Origin of the sequence: Micromonospora sp. WMMD729, from assembly GCF_049315225.1 — a bacterium.
GTDB lineage: Bacteria > Actinomycetota > Actinomycetes > Mycobacteriales > Micromonosporaceae > Micromonospora.
Map to the genome: position 1 here is coordinate 4,132,751 of NZ_CP186059.1, position 16,471 is coordinate 4,149,221.

Annotated in this window: 14 protein-coding genes and 1 pseudogene; 8 read left to right on the forward strand and 7 right to left on the reverse strand. The window is 71.2% G+C overall.

The annotated features are described in order from the left end of the window. Positions 1-15: 15 nt before the first annotated feature. Positions 16-1,569: a chitinase gene (locus ACN263_RS18805; RefSeq protein WP_422735701.1), complete on the reverse strand. Its 1,554-nt coding sequence runs from the start codon at positions 1,567-1,569 to the stop codon at positions 16-18. Positions 1,570-1,840: 271 nt separating this feature from the next. Between ACN263_RS18805 and ACN263_RS18810 the strand changes: the two genes are divergently transcribed. The 3 genes from ACN263_RS18810 (at position 1,841) to ACN263_RS18820 (ending at position 3,305) form a co-directional block, all read left to right on the forward strand. Beyond that, positions 1,841-2,161, forward strand: a complete 321-nt coding sequence (locus tag ACN263_RS18810; RefSeq protein ID WP_422740738.1) for a PadR family transcriptional regulator — start codon at positions 1,841-1,843, stop codon at positions 2,159-2,161. A gap of 31 nt (positions 2,162-2,192) precedes the next feature. Continuing rightward, a complete protein-coding gene (locus ACN263_RS18815; RefSeq protein ID WP_422735702.1) occupies positions 2,193-2,714 on the forward strand; it encodes a hypothetical protein in 522 nt (173 codons plus the stop codon). A 123-nt stretch (positions 2,715-2,837) separates the two neighbouring features. Further along, positions 2,838-3,305, forward strand: coding sequence for a hypothetical protein (locus ACN263_RS18820; protein WP_422735703.1), 468 nt, complete (start codon positions 2,838-2,840; stop codon positions 3,303-3,305). A 115-nt stretch (positions 3,306-3,420) separates the two neighbouring features. On the opposite strand, the gene ACN263_RS18825 is transcribed toward ACN263_RS18820, so the two are convergent. Both ACN263_RS18825 and ACN263_RS18830 read right to left on the reverse strand, forming a co-directional pair. After that, positions 3,421-4,503, reverse strand: coding sequence for a cellulose binding domain-containing protein (locus ACN263_RS18825; RefSeq protein ID WP_422735704.1), 1,083 nt, complete (start codon positions 4,501-4,503; stop codon positions 3,421-3,423). Between the two features lie 285 nt (positions 4,504-4,788). Then, complete coding sequence (locus ACN263_RS18830; RefSeq protein WP_422735705.1) at positions 4,789-7,404, reverse strand: CHAT domain-containing protein; 2,616 nt, start codon at positions 7,402-7,404, stop codon at positions 4,789-4,791. 178 nt (positions 7,405-7,582) lie between these two features. On the opposite strand from ACN263_RS18830, the gene ACN263_RS18835 reads away from it, so the two are divergent. The 3 genes from ACN263_RS18835 to ACN263_RS18845 are packed head-to-tail and all read left to right on the forward strand — an operon-like array spanning position 7,583 to position 10,017. Next, entirely contained in the window at positions 7,583-8,893 is a 1,311-nt protein-coding gene (locus ACN263_RS18835; protein ID WP_422735706.1) for a S8 family peptidase, read from the forward strand. Positions 8,894-8,945: 52 nt separating this feature from the next. Continuing rightward, positions 8,946-9,581: an RNA polymerase sigma factor gene (locus ACN263_RS18840; RefSeq protein WP_422735707.1), complete on the forward strand. Its 636-nt coding sequence runs from the start codon at positions 8,946-8,948 to the stop codon at positions 9,579-9,581. Beyond that, entirely contained in the window at positions 9,556-10,017 is a 462-nt protein-coding gene (locus tag ACN263_RS18845) for a hypothetical protein (RefSeq protein ID WP_422735708.1), read from the forward strand. Before ACN263_RS18840 ends, ACN263_RS18845 begins: the two co-directional genes overlap by 26 nt. A gap of 114 nt (positions 10,018-10,131) precedes the next feature. On the opposite strand, the gene ACN263_RS18850 is transcribed toward ACN263_RS18845, so the two are convergent. Together ACN263_RS18850 and ACN263_RS18855 are read right to left on the reverse strand one after the other, a co-directional pair. Continuing rightward, positions 10,132-11,160, reverse strand: a complete 1,029-nt coding sequence (locus tag ACN263_RS18850) for a hypothetical protein (RefSeq protein WP_422735709.1) — start codon at positions 11,158-11,160, stop codon at positions 10,132-10,134. A 474-nt stretch (positions 11,161-11,634) separates the two neighbouring features. Next, positions 11,635-12,114, reverse strand: coding sequence for a hypothetical protein (locus ACN263_RS18855; RefSeq protein ID WP_422735710.1), 480 nt, complete (start codon positions 12,112-12,114; stop codon positions 11,635-11,637). 827 nt (positions 12,115-12,941) lie between these two features. Here ACN263_RS18855 and ACN263_RS18860 point away from each other — a divergent pair. Both ACN263_RS18860 and ACN263_RS18865 read left to right on the forward strand, forming a co-directional pair. Further along, entirely contained in the window at positions 12,942-13,286 is a 345-nt protein-coding gene (locus ACN263_RS18860) for a CPCC family cysteine-rich protein (RefSeq protein WP_422740739.1), read from the forward strand. Positions 13,287-13,501: 215 nt separating this feature from the next. Further along, entirely contained in the window at positions 13,502-14,239 is a 738-nt protein-coding gene (locus ACN263_RS18865) for a zinc ribbon domain-containing protein (protein ID WP_422735711.1), read from the forward strand. A 233-nt stretch (positions 14,240-14,472) separates the two neighbouring features. On the opposite strand, the pseudogene ACN263_RS18870 reads toward ACN263_RS18865, so the two are convergent. After that, positions 14,473-14,745 (reverse strand): annotated as a pseudogene (locus ACN263_RS18870) (IS481 family transposase); the annotation flags it as partial. A 226-nt stretch (positions 14,746-14,971) separates the two neighbouring features. Then, entirely contained in the window at positions 14,972-16,417 is a 1,446-nt protein-coding gene (locus tag ACN263_RS18875) for an aldehyde dehydrogenase (RefSeq protein ID WP_422735712.1), read from the reverse strand. Positions 16,418-16,471: the final 54 nt, after the last annotated feature.

Below are 16,471 nucleotides of genomic sequence, written 5' to 3' on the forward strand. Positions count from 1 at the left end.
GGGCCGGCCTCGCGGTCAGGGCAGCGCCTTGAGGAACGGGCCGTGGTTCAGCCGGAACTCCCAGGAGTAGTAGCGGTCCCAGTTGATCGACCAGGTCATGAGCCCTCGGAAGTTGGGGTTGGTTCCGCTGCGCGGGGTGTACGCGCCGCAGTTCTGGCCTCGGACCAGGCAGTTCACCGCCTGTTGCACGCCGGCCGGGGCGAGGTAGCCGTTACCGGCGCTGGTGGAGGAGGGCGCGCCGAACGCGACCTGGTCCTCGCGCAGTGCGGGGAAGACCGCGTTGGCGTTGCCGGCCACGGGGAAGCCGGCCAGCAGCATGTCCGTCATCGCGATGTGGAAGTCGGCGCTGCCCATGGTGTGGTACTGACCGTCGAGCCCGACGATGGGGCCGGAGTTGTAGTCCTGGACGTGCAGGACGGTGAGGATGTCGCGCAGCGCGTAGATCACCGGCAGGTACGACCCGGCCCTGGGATCCTGACCGCCCCATGGGCCGGAGCCGTAGAACTGGTAGCCGAGCTGCACGAAGAACGTCTCCGGAGCCATCGTGAGCACGAAGCCGCTCCCGTAACGCTGCTTGAGCTCGCGGATCGCCGAGATCAGGTTCACCACGACCGGGGTGGTCGGGTTGCGGAAGTCGGTGTCGCCGGTGTTGAGGTAGAGGGAGTGGCCCTCGAAGTCGATGTCCAGGCCGTTGAGGCCGTACCGGTCGATGATCGCCGACACCGAGCGGACGAACGTGTCGCGCGCGGCGGTCGTGGTGAGTTGCACCTGCCCGTTCTGGCCACCGATGGACAGCAGCACCTTCTTGCCCTGCTGCTGCTTGGCGCGGATCGCCGCCGTGAACTGGGCCTCGGTCTCCACGGTGGGGCACTCGGCAACCGGGCAGAGTTGGAAGCGGATGTCGCCGGAGGTGACCGAGGTGGGTTCGCCGAAGGCGAGGTTGATGATGTCCCAGTCGTCGGGCACGTCGGCCATCCGCAGGTACCCGGCCCCGTTGGCGAAGCTGGCGTGCAGGTACCCGATCAGCGCGTGCTTCGCCAACCCCGTGTTCGGCGGCGGGCTGGTGGGCGGTGTCGTGGTCGGCGGCGCAGTCGTGGGGGGCGCAGTGGTCGGCGGCGCACTGGTGGGGGGCGCGGTGGTCGGTGGTGTCGTGGTGGGAGGTGTGCCACCGGCGCATGGCGCGCCGTTGAGTGTGCAGTCGACGGGCGTGCCGGAGCCGGTGGCCAGGAAGCCGAACGACGCCGACGCGCCCGGGGCCAGGGTGCCGTTCCACGAGCGGTTGGTGAAGGTGTGCCGCTGCCCGACGCTGCTGACCGTGGCGTCCCAGTACGAGCCGAGGGTGGTGCCCGTCGGCAGGGTGAAGGCGACCTGCCAGCCGGTGATCGTGCTCGACCCACCGTTGGTGATGGTGTAGCGGCCCTCCCAGCCGGTGCCCCAGTCGGACGTCTTGGTGAAGCTGGCCGTCGGGCCGGCGGCCAAGGCTGGATAAGCGAAGGTCAGGGTCGCCGCGGCGGCGGAGACCAGGGCCGCCAGAGCAGCCAGGAAGGGTGTTCGTGATCTGCGTGCCATCCGGTCCTCCCGAGGGGTGCCCGGTCGAGATATCGACGGGTGACTAATTATTAGGTTTGTTAACTGAAGATGTCCAGAGGCAGTGGTGCTGCACGAAGGCCGCCCGCCGTGAGACCACCCCGCTGAGGGACCACCGCCGGCAGCCGGACACGGCCCCTTCGTCGCCTTGGATACGCCCCTCAGATGGTGGGTCCGCCGCGCACCGACTGATCCTCAGGCAAACGCTTTGACGATAGATTGATCAACGATATATGTTGCCCCGGTGACTGAGATGCGCGAGGCCACCTTCCTGATCCTGACCGCGCTGGCTGACGAACCGCGCCACGGCTACGGGATCATCCAGGAGGTCACCGCTCTGTCGGACGGGCGCGTCACCCTGCTGCCGGGAACCCTCTACGCCGCGCTGGACCGACTGGCCGCGCAGGGCATGGTCGAGCTCAGCCACGAGCAGGTCGTCGACGGCCGGCTGCGCCGGTACTACCGGCTGCGCGCCGACGGCCGTGCCGAACTCGCACTGCAGACGGAACGGCTGCGCCAACTGGCATCCGCCGCCGAATCCCGGCTGCGCCACCTGCGGCCCAACCCCGCCTGATCCCGACTGTCGCCGCGTCCTGGGAGATCCCATGTACCGCTGGTTACTGCTGTCCTACCCGCGCGACTACCGTCGGGAGCGCGGCGCCGAAATCCTCGAGACGGTACACGACACCGCGTCCACCTACCCGGGCGTGCGGGTGGCGGCCAATCTCGTACGTCACGGTCTGCGCGCCCGCCTCGGCCGACCCGCGAGCCGTACGGTGGTCCTCTGGGCAACGGTCTTCACGGTGGCCTGCGGTCTGTTCGCCGCGTCCTTCGGCACCTGGCTCACCTGGCTCGGCTCCCGTCCGCTCGACCACGACGAGCTTGCCGTCGCGGTCAGCCAGTTGTATCCGGACAAGCCGGTGAGCCAGATCGACACGGACGACCCGCCGTCGGTGTTCGTCATCTACGGCAGTCCGCTGAGCTGGAGCTCCGCTTCAAACCTGCTGTTGGGCGACGGCGGCGAATATTCGCTGGCCGGTCTCGGCGCGTCCTTCGAGCAGCTACCGGCCGACAGCCGCCCGCAAGTCCTCGCCGAGCTTCTGCAGCGGCTGCGGGCCTCCGGATGAGAGTACACCGAACCCGTCTACTCCAACGCGTATGACTGCGTTCCCGACGACTCGCGCTGCGACCCCGCGACGATACCCTCCAACATCGCGGTCTACGCGCAGCGTGGCGACGACATTCTCGAAGTGTCCATCAACGACGACAACACGACGCCGAAGATGAGCCTCGCCCTGACCCGATCAACCCCGTGGAGCGCCTACCCCGTCGGCGTCGTCGCCTTCGTGCTCGGCGTGCTCAGTGGCTGGTGCCTGTTCGGCTGGGCCAGTCGAAGTTTGCAGGGACGCCATCCGCTGGCCCAAGGATCGACAAAGTTGCTGTTCGGCTTCGCGATGGTGCTGTGGTGGGCACCGATCCTGTTGAGTACGTCGCTGCTGCTCTCGCACCACCTGAGCGAGCCACACCCTCGCTGGCATCTGCCGTGGGAATGGCTCGGTCAGCCCGCCATGTCACTGGCGTTCATCTGCGGCTGCCTCGCGCTCGCGCTCACGCTGAGCCTTGCCGCGCTCCCCCACCGGACCGCCGCCGGTCGCCGTCGGTCTCGGGTAGCAGTGGTGGCACCGTCCTCGGCTGGCCGTCGTCGATGGCGACCATGACCAGGTGGGCGGTGGTCACGTCGGTGGGCGGAACGGCCCGATCCCACCGGTCGGCGGTGACCTGCACCGCGACCTCCATCGAGCTGCGGCCTGCCCTTAACGGAGGGTCGGGTCGCTAACGAATGGTGAAGGTCAGCGGGTTCGAGATGCCGAGGCCGCCGTGGGAATCGTGGACCCGCACGGTGAAGGTGGATGACGTGCCGGCCGACAGGGCAGCCTGGAACTGGTAGCGCTGTCCGCTGTTGGTAGGCGTCCCGGCCAGCCGGGTTGAGCCGAGGTAGAGCTCCACCCGGCTGACGAGGTCCCCGGGATCGGTGTCGGCGACGTCGGCGACCACCGTGACGGTCGTCGGTTCGAGGAAGTAGGTCTGCCCGCCGGGGGTGCTCAGCGCCACCGCCGGCGGGTGGTTGGTGCCGGTGGAGGCCGGCGTCACCACCGTGACCAGCAACGGCGGGGCTGCGCCGGACAGCGACTGGTCGGTGCCGGCCGAGACGTACAGCACGAAGGTGGTGCTGGTGCCGGGCTCCCCGATCGGCGGTGTCCACAGCGCCTCGAACCGATCACCGGTCGTCCTCACCCCCTGGGCCACCGTGACGCCGTCCACCCGGAACGACACCGAGGTGATGCTGTGTCCGCCTCCCACGGTCGCGGTCGCCGCCAACGGGACGGCGCCCGGCGTGGTGTACACCGCGCCGAAGGTCGGGCTGAGCCAGGTGACGATCGCCGGGTAGTCAGCGACCGGCGGTGTGGGCGTCCGGGTCGGCGTCGGCGTCACGCTGGGCAGGACGCCGCCGGCACACGCGACGCCGTTGAGCATGAACGACGCCGGCATGGGGTTGCTGCCCGACCAGGCACCGATGAAGCCGATGTTTGTGGAGCCATTGGTGCCCAGGGTCGCGTTCCAGCCCAGATTGGTCGCGCTGACCTGCTGGTCCGCCTGGGCCCAGGTGGCGCTCCAGGTCTGCGTGAGCCGCTGGTCGACCGCGGGGAACGCGAACCGCAGCGTCCACCCGTTGACTGGGTCACCCAAGTTGGTGATCGCGATGTCGGCGTGGAAGCCACCGGTCCACTCGCTGGTGACGACGTAGTTCACCCGACAACCGGCCGACGCGTTCGCCGCACTGGCGTGTGAGATCGCGGCCATCATCGCGACCATGGCAACAGCGATGGCGGCCACAGCAGTCAGCGACTTCCGCATGGCACACCTCGCATAAATAGTCATGCATCGATGAGTGTGTCGACTGTCCTGCTGTTCCGCCTTCCTGTCAAGGCACCGCACGGCAGCGCTGCTGCCGGCAGGACAACATCAACAACAACATGATCATCGTTGGAGTTCGTTTGCTGGGGTCCGGCATCCCCGCCCACGCACACGGTGCGCACCCCCGAGGGCCAGCTCGTACCCCGAGCCAGCGTCCGTCCGAACCAGGGGTACGTGTACGTCCGGGCGCCGCGCCGACCCGGCTCGGGACCGCTCCCGCTCCGGTCAGCCGGCCCCGAAGCAGACGAACGCCGCCGCGGTGGCCTGGGCGGGACCATCGCCCGCCGCACCGAACGCCCGCTGCGCGTCGGCGAGGGCTCGCGCCGGGCCGGCGCCAGCCCGCATCCGCGCGTGCAGGTCCAGCATCAGTGCCGTGGTGGGCTCGGCCGGCACGGGCAACACGGTCGCGATCAGGCATCGGGTGCCGAGCGCCAGGAGCACCGCGGTGAACCCCATGACCTCGTCGCCGGGGCGTAACCCGGTCAGGCCGGAGTCACAGGCGGAGAGCACCACGCAGCCGGGCGGTCGGGCGACCGCCTCCCACTCGTAGGCGAACAGCGGCCCGTCGGCCAGTTCCAAAGTGGAGAACTGCGGGTTGTCCGCGCGGAACGTGCCGTGGGCCGCGATGTGCACCAACCCCGCCCCGTCCAGCGCGGCGGTCAGCGCCGCGGTGGTGGCGTCGGGCCCGGTGAGCCGCCGCGCGCCGGGCAGGACCTGGGCGAGCCGGCATACCTCGGTGTGCCCGGCCGCCAGGCGCGGACCGGCGGCCAGGACCGGCGGCCCGGCGGGCAGCTCCCGCCGGTCCGCCCCGAGCCAGGCGGTGGCCGAGGGGGCGACGGTCACCGGACGCCCCGCACAGGTGGGCAGCGCCGACCAGGGCACCGCGTGCAGCGCCCCGACCGGGACGATCACCAGGGCCCGGTCGGCCAGCCGCCGCCGCAGCGAAGCGAACAGCAGCCGGTCCAGGGCGGTCGCGGCGTGAACGGCCCCCGCCCGCGCGGCGGCCGCGTCGCCGGTGGTGACCAGCCGGCGCAGGGCGAACCGGTGCCGGCGGGCCAGGTCCGCCGCGGCGGCGAGCGGACCCAGGTCGTGCAGGCTGGCCCGACCGTCGCGGACCAGCACCGCCCGGATCCGGTCGCCGTGGGCCACCAGCTCGACCAGCACCCGGGAGCCGAGCCGCGCGGCCAGCGCGCCCACCCCGGGCGGGGCCAGCACGGCGCCGCCACCGGGCACCCGCCGGGCCAGGTCCCGGATGCGCTGCTCCAGCCGGGCCTGCCGGCCGCGCAGGGCGGTTGCCGGGCGGCCGGCCAGCACCTCGTCTTCGAGCAGGCCGCTGACCAGTCGAAGCTCGGCGAGCACCGCCACCAGCTCGGGATCGGCCGGGGGCCGGGCAGGCCGGGCCCGCAGCGCGTTGGCCCGCCACCGCTCCGCCCAGGCCAGGACCCGCGCCGGCGCGTCCGCCCGGACCGCGATGTCGAGGCCCTCGGCCGCCAGTTCCTGACCGTACGCTCCGCTGTGGGCACGCAGCTCCGTGGCACCGAGCGACATGCGGTGCCGGTCGAGTACGGCCAGCCCGCGGCGTAGCGCCCGGGCGGCCCCGGGTTCATCCCCACCGAGCCGGCGCGACAGGGCCAGGGCGTACCAGCCCTGTGCTCGCCGGTCGGCTGTGCCGCGACGGCGGGCCCGGGCGGCTACCTCCAGCAGGTTACGGGCCCGGCCTGGCCGCCCGAGCGCGGCGGCCACCAGACCGGCCTCGATCCGGGTGGTCAGCGCCGGGCCCGGCCACCCGGTGGCGTCGAGCTGGTCGGCGGTACGCGCCATGGCGGTGAACAGGGGTGCCGAGCGGGTGCCCCGGCGGTACTCGGCGCGCAGCTCGACGTGCCGGGCGAAGACGGCCCAGGTGCGCCGGCCCTGGCGACGGAACCGGGCCCGGGCCGCGGCGGCGGCCTCGGTCGCGGTGTCCAGGTCCGCGGCGAGCAGCGCCGCGCGGGCCCGGGCCAGCAGCGCCTCGGCAAGGTCGGAGGCCATGCCCCGACGCCGCAGTTCCCGGACGGCCGCCGTCGCGACCATCACCGCCTCGTCGACAAGCGGCACCGACAGCAGCAGCTCGACGCGGTCCAGCAGCAGCGCCGGCCGGGGTACGGCGAGCCGCCGGTACTCCTCGTCGACGGTGGCGAAGCAGCGCAGCGCCCCGGCGATGTCGCCCCGCTGGCCGGCCGCGATGCCGCCGTTCCACCGGGCGTCGGCCGCCGCGAGGTCCAGGCCCAGCCGTTGGAAGGCGGCTGCCGCGCGGGACAGGTCGTCGTCGGTGCCGCCGACGGCGCCCCGGTGGGCGTTGAGCAGCCCCCGGTTGTTACGCGCCCGCGCCTCCAGCAACAGATCACCCTCGCGCAGGGCGATGTCGACGGCCAAGCCGTAGTCGCGTACCGCCTCGTCGTAGCGACCTCGGTAGTGCAGCACCACGCCCCGCTGCATCCGGGCCCGCCCCGCGTCGGCGCCGACGAGCTGCGGCAGCGCGGCGGTCACCGCGCGCAGCGCCGCAGCGGTGTAGCCGGCGTTGGCCAACACGTAGCCCAGGCTCATCCGAGCCAACGCTCGGGTCCGGGGCGTGCCGGCGGCCCGGACCGCGCGGCGCAGGTGGCGCAGCGCGCCGGGCAGGTCGTTGAGCTCCCGCAGGGCCAGGCCGACGGCCCGCTCGGCGGTGGAGCGCTCGTCGGCCCCGGCCGCGGGCCTGGCGGCCAGCACCCGCTGGGCGATCGCGATCGCCTCGCGCGGGTAGCGCTGGACGGCGTCAAGCGCCGCCTGGGCCGTGCCGGCACCGGAACCGGTGCTGTCGGGCATGCCCCACAGAGTCCCCGAACCCATGTCCAGCCGTCAATGTCTGTGCGAGCCTGTCGGGAATCTGCACACACCATTAACGGCATTGACATGCGACTATGCTTTGGAAGAATCGACGACACCCGGGAACGCGGCCACGCCGGCCAGTGGCGGGCGCTTCTGCCGACCGCATGGAGGACCCGTGTCGCCTGACCATCCCGCCGCGCCGCACCCGGCCAGCCAACTGTCCCGACGGCGACTGCTGGCCGCGTCCGCGCTTGCCGCCGTAGCGTCGTTCGCCGCCGGGTCCCGTGCGGCCCCGGCCCGCGCCGACGGGGCGGACGACGCCGCCTACCAGCGCGCCTTCGACGAGGCGTTGGCCGCCGACAAGAACGTGCGTCGGCACACCACACCGGGCCGGGAGTTCCTCTACCGGCCACGGCAGCTGCTCGCCGCCGACGCTGACGCCCAGCGGGTCACCGCCTGGCTGCGTGCCCGCGGCCACCAGGTGGCCGTGGGCGACGGTTTCGCCGGGGTCACCCGGCTGCTCTTCGACCGGGAGACCGACGTTCCCGCGCTCGTGACCAAGCTGCGCGACCCCCAACAGTGGCCGGGACGGCCGGTGCCGAAGGTGCAGCCGCACCACGTGCTGCTGGGCTGCGGCAACATCATGGGCAACCCGGGCAGCCCACCCATGACGGTCGCCGCGCTGCCGCCGCCGGACCCGGCCCGGACGGGTGAGGGCACCGGGGTGACCGTCGGGATCTGCGACACCGGGATGTGGCGGCAGGCCGGCGGCTACCACCCGCAGTGGCTCGGCGGGGCGTACCTGCCGGAGGTCGACGACGAGGACCCGCTCTACGTGCACACCGACGTGCTCGCCCTGCAGGGCGGGCACGGCACCTTCGTCGCCGGGGTGGTGCGGCAGGCTGCGCCGGGGGTCCAGGTCGACCCGGAGCAGGCGCTGACCGCCACCGGCCTCGGCGACGAGGCGTCGGTGGTGGCCGCGATGGCCCGCCTCGCGCCGGCGGTGTCGGTGGTCAACCTGTCCCTGGGCGGGTTCACCCAGGACGACAGGGCGTCGCTGCCCCTGGCCAACGCCGTGGCCGCGCTACCCACGACGAGCGCCGTGGTCGCGGCGGCGGGCAACGCCGGCACCAGCCGGCCGACCTGGCCCGCCGCGCTGGGCCAGGTCGTCGCGGTGGCGGCGGTCAGCCGGCGCGCCGGTGGCGTGGTGCCGGCCACCTACAGCGGGTACGGGCCGTGGATCGACGTCTGTGCGGTCGGCGAGCGCCACAGCACGTACGTCGAGGGGCAGCTACCGCTGCCGGGCCTGCCGACCCGGGTGTTCCACGGCTTCGCCGCCTGGGCCGGTACCTCGTTCGCCGCGGCGCACGTCTCCGGTCGGCTCGCCACCCTGATGACCGCCGGCGGCCTGAGTGCCGACGCGGCCCGGCTGGCGCTGCTCGCTGCGCCGCGCTGGCACCCCGACTACGGCGTGCTCGTCGAATGAGCGAGCGGGCCGCGAGCGAGCAGCTCCGCAACAGCGGGCGGACGGCGTCGCCGTGACCGACCCGAGCGCGACCGACCTGGTGACCGCCGCGGCGGGCGGGGACGAGTCGGCGTGGGTGGAGCTGGTCCACCGGTACACCCCGCTCGTCTACTCGGTGATCCGGTCGTACGACCTGAGCCGCGCCGACGCCGCCGACGTCAACCAGACCGTCTGGCTGCGTCTCGTCGAGCAGCTGACCCGGGTACGGGACCCGCAGGCCCTCGCCTCCTGGCTGGCGACCACCGCCCGGCGCGAGTGCTACCGGCTGTCCCGCCTCGGCCGTCGCACCCAGCTCTTCGACCCGTACGACGACGCGCTGGACGCGTACCATGGCTTCTCCCGCACGGCGGACGTGGCGGCCCCCGACGAGGAACTGCTGCGCGCGGAGCGGCGGCAGGCACTGCGGGAGGGCTTCGCGCAGCTGCCGCCGCGCTGCCAGCAGCTCCTGGCCCTGTTGACCGCCGACCCGCCGGCCAGCTACCGGGAGATCGCCGAACGGCTGAGCGTGCCGGTCGGCAGCATCGGACCGACTCAGGCCAGATGCCTGCGCCGGCTACGGGACTGCCCCGCGCTCGCCCCGTTTCTCGAAACGGCCACGACCCGGACGAACGGAGGTGAACGCGATGGAGCCGTTGCCGCCGGCCGATGACGCGGCCCTGACCGCCGAGCTGGGTGCGGCGCTGCGGGAGGTCGGGTCGGTCCCGGAGGAGTTCCTGACCGCCGCGCGGGCGGCGTTCGCCTGGCGAAACGTCGACGCGGAGGTGGCACTCGCCGAGCTGACGTTCGACTCGGCGTGCGACGCGGCGCCGGCGCTGACCCGGTCGGCCGGGTCGACGCGGACGCTGTCGTTCCGCAGTGCCGTGGTGACGCTGGAGATCGAGGTGACCGACGCCGGCATCGTCGGTCAACTCTCCCCGCCGCGGGGTGGGCGGGTGTCCGCGCAGACCGCCTCGGGCACGTACGCGGAGGCGCCGGTCGACGCGGTGGGCCTCTTCTCGCTGGACGCTCCCCCGCCCGGCCCGGTCCGGCTGCGCGCCCACACCGCCGACTACGCGGTGGCCACCACCTGGGTCTCGCTGCGCTGACCCACCGTCCACCCGGCACGGCGGCGCACCCGGGACGCCCGGACCGTCCCGGCGAGCGCGCGGCGAAGGGGGTCGCGGGCTGCCCGGGCCCACGACCCCCGCTGGTGGCCGGGGCTACTGCTTCCCGACGCTGATCAGGTACTCCACACCACCGAGGTCGGTCCGCTCCGCACCGCTGGTGTCCGGGCCGAACTGGGTCACGTCGAGCGCGAACTCCTTGTCCGACGCGACCGCGGCCGCGAAGGTGAGGGAGAACTCGACCCGCTCACCCGGTTCCAGCAGCAGGTTGCCGAGGGTGGCCTTCGCCGGTTCGACGACCTCCAGCTGGTTCTTACCGACCTCGCGTACGCCGGTGCCGACCTTGCCCCCGGCCTGCCACCGCTCGAACAGGGTCGGCCCGAGGTCGACGACGACGCGGCCGCCCACTCCCTGAATCTGCTCCCCCGGCTGCGTGAAGACCAGATCGTTCTTGGTCGCCACCCGGAGCGAGTTGCCGATGGCGAACGGCCGCACGACCGGCGTCCCGCCCGCGACGAGCCGCACCGAGTCGACGTTGCGCCAGGCGATGTTGTTGTTGTTCCGGGTGTTGGTGCTGATGTCCGGACCCTCGAAGGTCATCGGATCGGTGGCCGACACCCACCGGGCCAGCAGGCAGAAGTGGCCCGGCCCGGGCACCCCGTTCCACGGGATCGTCACGGTCGTGGTGCCGGCGAAGACGGTCACGTTCATCGCGCCGATCTGGGTCCAGTGCGTCGGCCAGACAGCACCGCCACCCGGCGTCGTCCGGTAGACCCGCAGCACGCCGCTGCTGGTGCCGGTGCCGTACGGGCCGGGATTACGCAGCTTGACGAAGATGTAGTTGGTGACGCCGACGATCGGGTTCTGGCTGACGGCACACTCGACGGCGGTCGGGCAGACCTTGATGTCGGGGCTGGCCCACAGCGGGTTGAACGAGTGGGGCTGGACGCCGACATCGGCGGCGACGTCCCGGATGTAGACGTCGGTGCGGGCCGCTGCGGCCTTGTCCTGCCGCGCCTCGACCGGCGCGGCGGCGGCCGTGGTGACCGCCAGCAGGGCGGCCAGCGCCGTGCCGGTGAGCACGGCCAGCGCCGAACGGCGGACTCGTCTTCCTACGTTGCCCATGACAGGCTTCTCCCATCGTCGGGGGACCGCCGACCCGGCGTTGTCGCCTACCGGGCCCACGCGATGACGTTGTTCAGGAGCGCGGCGCGGCGCGGTTGATACGTCCGGCGGGACCGGTCACCGTCAGATGCAGCGAGGAACGACGAATTAGACGAATGTCGATACTTTCCCCAGCCCCCCTCGTGGGCCTTCTCGAGGAACGCCTGGATACGGAGGTGCACCAGGAAACCCATCCCGCGGTGGCGGGTGAGGAGTTGCCGAGTATCCCGGTGGTCAGCTTGTCGCCGGCGCTGCTGGTACGTCGGCGAAGCCGGGTGCTCCTTGCCGAGGCTTATCAGCACATCCGAGAGACGCTGCGCCACCGGCCTGGCGTACGGCGTCGCCCTGATCACGGCGGCCGCCTCGTTTGTCGGGGTGCTTGACCGGCTTTGGTGTTGTCGGCTGAGCTGGGTCCGGGCGGGCGCCGAACGCCGGTCAGAGCAGTGTCAGCTCGAAGCACCCCCACCCGTCGCCGGCCTGCGCGACGAGCTTCCACCTTCCGGTGGCCGGCAACGGGATGCCGCTGGGGTACATTGCCTGCCCGGCGTCGTTGGTGGCCAGCGAGCCGGCAGTGTAGGTCTCGGTGCGGCCACCGGAGGTCGCGGTCACGGTGAGCGCGGCGTTGAGCTGTGGGCGGGCCGGCAACCAGAACAGCTTGCCCAGATCAGGGCCCAGGTCAGGATGCCATTGCCGGCGGTACTCCACGAAGTCCCCGGCGATGAAGTCGCCCGAGCGCACCAGCGTGGCGTCGCCGGGCACCGCGACACACTCGCGGCGGGCGCTGCCCGGCAGGCTCTGCTGGAAGGCCGGCACCGGCGGCGACGCGGTCGGCAAGGCCGGGCCGGCGGCGGGCGGGGCTGGTGCGGTACACCCGCAGAGCACCAGTGCCACGACGAACAGCGGGATTGCTCGCACAGCGTTGCCTCCCTCCTCAGGCGGCCGAGGCCCAGATCGAGACCCGGCCGCTCCAACAGGCCATGAGCGTCGCGGTCGTGATGCATTGCGTCGGCGGCGAGGCGGCCCGGCCCAGCATGTGCACCGCTCCGGTCGCGGTCGAGCGCGCCGATCAGCGGCGTCCGGTGCGGCACACCAGGCCGCCGCACCACTGGAGCTGAACACCGTCCGGCTCGGCCGGATGCCGCCACAGCTGCCGGCCGGTCGTCAGGTCGAACACGGCGCTGCCCAGCAGCTCCCCTGGTCGGACTGGTACACCAGCACCCCCTCCGCGGCAACGTCGAAGCCGTCGACCCTCCCGGGCCGCTCAAGCGTGACGGTCCGCACGAGCGCGCCGGTGTCGGCGCGATGCACCCGCAGTACCCCATCGACTACGGGTCGCCGCTCTTGAGTCGTACGAGCGCAGTCCATTGCCGGGCGATCGTGGACGAGGGGTCGAGGCCCTCGTCTGATCGTGCGCAGAACGGCAGCCACTGCCAATCTTCGGCTTCCGGACAGGCCAGGGGGATCCAGCGGATGAGCAAGTCCTCGAAGGAGGCCCTCTACCGCATCGATCTCCCGGCGAAGCCGGCGCATCCACCACCAGCGGTCGGGGGTCGAAACCCTGCGCCGCGAGAGAATCCCGGATCTCCGAGAGCCGGCCGACTGCCACCGTCGAGTTCACGAGCGAAGTGTGCCACTTCGCCGATTCCCAACACCGGTCCCCGGACCAGCGCGCGATTCGCGGCAGAAGCGGACGTCGAGGCGGCACCCGCGCCTGGCACCATGAGCTGGTGGACAGCTCACCCGTGCAGCGTCATCCGAACGACGATCCTTCTCTGTCAGACGATGAGCTGGTTCGTCGGCGAGTCGCTTGGTTCGACACCTACATTGCGCAGAAGAATGTCCTGGCCCCGGCCAGAGACGACTCTCTCTACACCTGTCCATGCTGCGGCCACGCCACCTTGTCGGAGCGCGGCGGGTACGAGATCTGCGATGAGTGCTGGTGGGAAGACGACGGCCAAGATGAGCACGACAGCGCTGTGGTGAGGGGTGGACCAAACGGGAGGCTGAGCCTCGATGCCGCGCGCGCCGGGTACATCGCCGGTGGCGGGATCAGGCAGGCTCACCGACCACCGTGTGAGCCGGTATGACGCGAAAGGACCATGTGCGCCGAGTCGGGTCGCATGAATTGCCTCTCCGCACGACCGCTCGGCGGCTTGTTGGGTCGCTAGTTGACTCCCCCAACAGACGACATGGATCGGTTTCATAAGCTGCGCAAAACCGCGGAGCACTTTGGTGTGAAGACGGTGCTCTTCTCAGCAGGTTGGCCCACCCGGGCGTGCGGCACGCCGCGCCGACAAAGTAGGTGGTCTCCAAGGACATCACCCACGAACCGCGCATCGACGACGCGACCTTCGAACGGGCCCAAGCCATCCTGCAACAGCGGGGCCGGGGGACCGGCGGACAACACGTCCGGCAGCGCACCCGCAACCCGTACGTCTTTCGCGGCCTCATCTACTGCGCCGCCTGCAACCGACGTATGCAGGGCCAGTACAACCACGGCGACGTGTACCTGCGCGAAGACGCGCTCACCGACCCGCTCGACACCTGGCTGGCCTCCGCCTTCGCACCCCACCGCATCGCGCAGACGATCATCGCGATGGCCGACGCCGAACCTCTCCACCATCCGCCCACAACGGGCAGCACAGCCCAAGCGATCATCACCGAGTGCGACGCCAAGCTGGAGCGCTACCGCGCCGCCCTCGACGCCGGCACCGACCCGGCGGTGGTCACCGGCTGGATCGCGCAAACCCAGGCCGAACGCACCCGAGCAGAAGCCGGACCTACGCGCCATCGCGGGTTCCACCCCGCGCCGGATGAGCCGAGCAGAAATCGCTGCCCTGGTGACCCCACTCGGCGACATCACCACCGTGCTCCGCGACGCCGACCCCTCCGACAAGGCCGAGGTCTACCGGCAACTCGGACTCCGGCTCAACTACCAGCCGGAAACGCAAACGGTGCGCGCCGAAGTCAATCTCAGCGCGCACCGTGGGGCAATGGTTTGTGTCCGCGGGCGACACGACCCATTGCCCACCGCCAATGACACTCGGCGCAACTTTGAAGCTCGCGCGTGTCCAGTTGCGGTGACCTCTTCGGCGACGGCTACCTACGCTCCCATGTCTGGGCCCCGCGGCCGTTGCGGTCTCGATCGGCGACGAAACTCTCGCCAAGCACCTGGCGCGCTACCAGCGATCGATGGACGCGCTCGGGGAATCGGGCCGTTATCCTGGCCGGGTTTCAGGTGGACGCCAGTGCCTGGTGCCAGCTGCGGGCGCGGCGGTAGGCCAGGGCGTTGTCGGTCATGACGCGTTCGATGCGGGGGATGCCGTGGGCGGTGAAGTGCTCGGCGGCGCGGCGCAGGAAGCCGGCGCAGATGTCGGTCTTCTCGTCGGGGTGGATCTCGGCGTAGGCGAGGCGGGTGTGGTCGTCGATGGCGCAGTGCACGTAGTCGAAGCCGACCCGGCTGGCGTAGCGGGCACGTCGGTGTTCCAGGCTGTCTCGCCCGAGGACTCGCCAGCCGCCGCCGTCGCGGACGCGGCCGAGTTTCTTGTCAGTGCACGAGGTTCACCCCCTCTTCGATGTCTGCGCTGTTCAGACAACCGACGACGGCCAAGGCAGGGTTGGAGGATCTCGCCGAGCGCACGGGGGCGAACGAGATCATGATCGCCAATATCACACACGCATACGGTAACCGGCTCAAGAGCTTCGAGCTCATTGCGGAGGCCAACCGGGCGCAGACGAGAACGCCGCTCACACGAGGCCCTCGCACACGCGATTACCGGGTGCGGGTGATCGACTTATGCTCGACGTAGCCGGTCAGGCCGACCTTGCCGTACTCGCGGCCGAGGCCGCTGGCCTTGTAGCCGCCGAAGGGTCCGTCGAAGCTGATCGGAGAGCCGTTCAGCGTGACTGTGCCCGTGCGCAGCCGGCGGGCGACGGCCAGGGCGCGGGCGGCGTCCGTGGACCAGATGCCGCCGGACAGTCCGTACTCGGAGTCGTTGGCGATCCGCACAGCATCGTCGTCGTTGTCGTAGGCGATGACGGCCAGGACCGGGCCGAAGATCTCCTCCTGCGCGATGCGCATGCGGTTGTCGACGTCGGCGAATACGGTCGGTGTGACATAGTTGCCGCTCTCCAGGCCTGCCGGGACATGCGGCCCGCCGGTCACCAGCCGTGCGCCCTCCTCGATGCCGATGTTGATGTAATCAATGACCCGCTGCTGCTGGTCGCGGCGGATCATCGGGCCGATGAAGGTGTCGGCGGCGGAGGGGTCGCCGACCTTCAGCGACTCGACCATTTCCTTCACTGCGGCCACGACCTCCTCGTAGCGGCTGCGCGGGGCCAGGATCCGAGTTTGCAGGATGCACGCCTCACCGTTGTTGCCCAGCGAACCGAACCTGAGGCCCTGCATCGCGGCCGCCAGGTCGGCGTCGTCCAGGATCAGGGCGGCGGACTTGCCGCCCAGCTCGAGACCCACACGCTTCAGCTGCTCCCCGGCGATCGCCGCGATCCGCCGTCCGGCGCGGGTCGATCCGGTGAAGGAGATCTTGTCCACGTGGGCGTGCGAGACGAGGTGCTCGCTGGTCTCACGGTCGGCCGGAAGAACACTGAGGACGCCCTCGGGCAGGCCGGCCTCGTGCCACAGGTCCGCCAGCAGCATCATGCTCAGCGAGTTCTCCGGGGAGACCTTCAGCACGACGGTGTTGCCCGCCAGCAGAGCCGGGATCAGCTTCGCGGTGGCGGCGGAGAACGGGGAGTTCCACGGGATGACCGCGGCGACCACACCGATCGCCTCGCGCCGCACGATGGTGTCGAAGGCCACCGAAGGGTCGGACGGGGTGACGATTTCCTCCCAGCCGAACTCCTCGGCTGCCTGGAGGTAGGCGTTGGTCTGACGGGTCAGGAATGGCTGACCGATCTTGGTGAACCAGCCCGCCGAGCCGTTCTCGGTCGAGATCGCCGCGGCGATGTCGTCGGCCCGAGCGGTGCGCAGCGCATCGTAGCGACGCACGACCTCCTGGCGCTCTTCGGGCGTGGTACGCGGCCACGGGCCGTGGTCGAATGCCTCACGCGCCGCAGCGACCGCCCTGTCGATGTCGGCCGGCGCGGCCTGCGCCGCACGGCCGATGACCGACTGGTCGTGGGGCGACAGGATATCGAGCATCAGCTCAGGTGCGCTGGGAGTCACCCAGGAACCACCGATGTAGAGCTTGTCGCGCACAGTCATGTCTGTCATTCCTTAGGTGAAAAGTGGTGGAGGGAAGGGGATGGTGGG

Coding starts and splice junctions, on each gene's coding strand:
- ACN263_RS18805 (WP_422735701.1), bottom strand. CDS start 1,569: ATGGCACGCAGATCACGAACACCCTTCCTGGCTGCTCTGGCGGCCCTG.
- ACN263_RS18810 (WP_422740738.1), top strand. CDS start 1,841: ATGCGCGAGGCCACCTTCCTGATCCTGACCGCGCTGGCTGACGAACCG.
- ACN263_RS18815 (WP_422735702.1), top strand. CDS start 2,193: ATGTACCGCTGGTTACTGCTGTCCTACCCGCGCGACTACCGTCGGGAG.
- ACN263_RS18825 (WP_422735704.1), bottom strand. CDS start 4,503: ATGCGGAAGTCGCTGACTGCTGTGGCCGCCATCGCTGTTGCCATGGTC.
- ACN263_RS18830 (WP_422735705.1), bottom strand. CDS start 7,404: ATGCCCGACAGCACCGGTTCCGGTGCCGGCACGGCCCAGGCGGCGCTT.
- ACN263_RS18845 (WP_422735708.1), top strand. CDS start 9,556: ATGGAGCCGTTGCCGCCGGCCGATGACGCGGCCCTGACCGCCGAGCTG.
- ACN263_RS18850 (WP_422735709.1), bottom strand. CDS start 11,160: ATGGGCAACGTAGGAAGACGAGTCCGCCGTTCGGCGCTGGCCGTGCTC.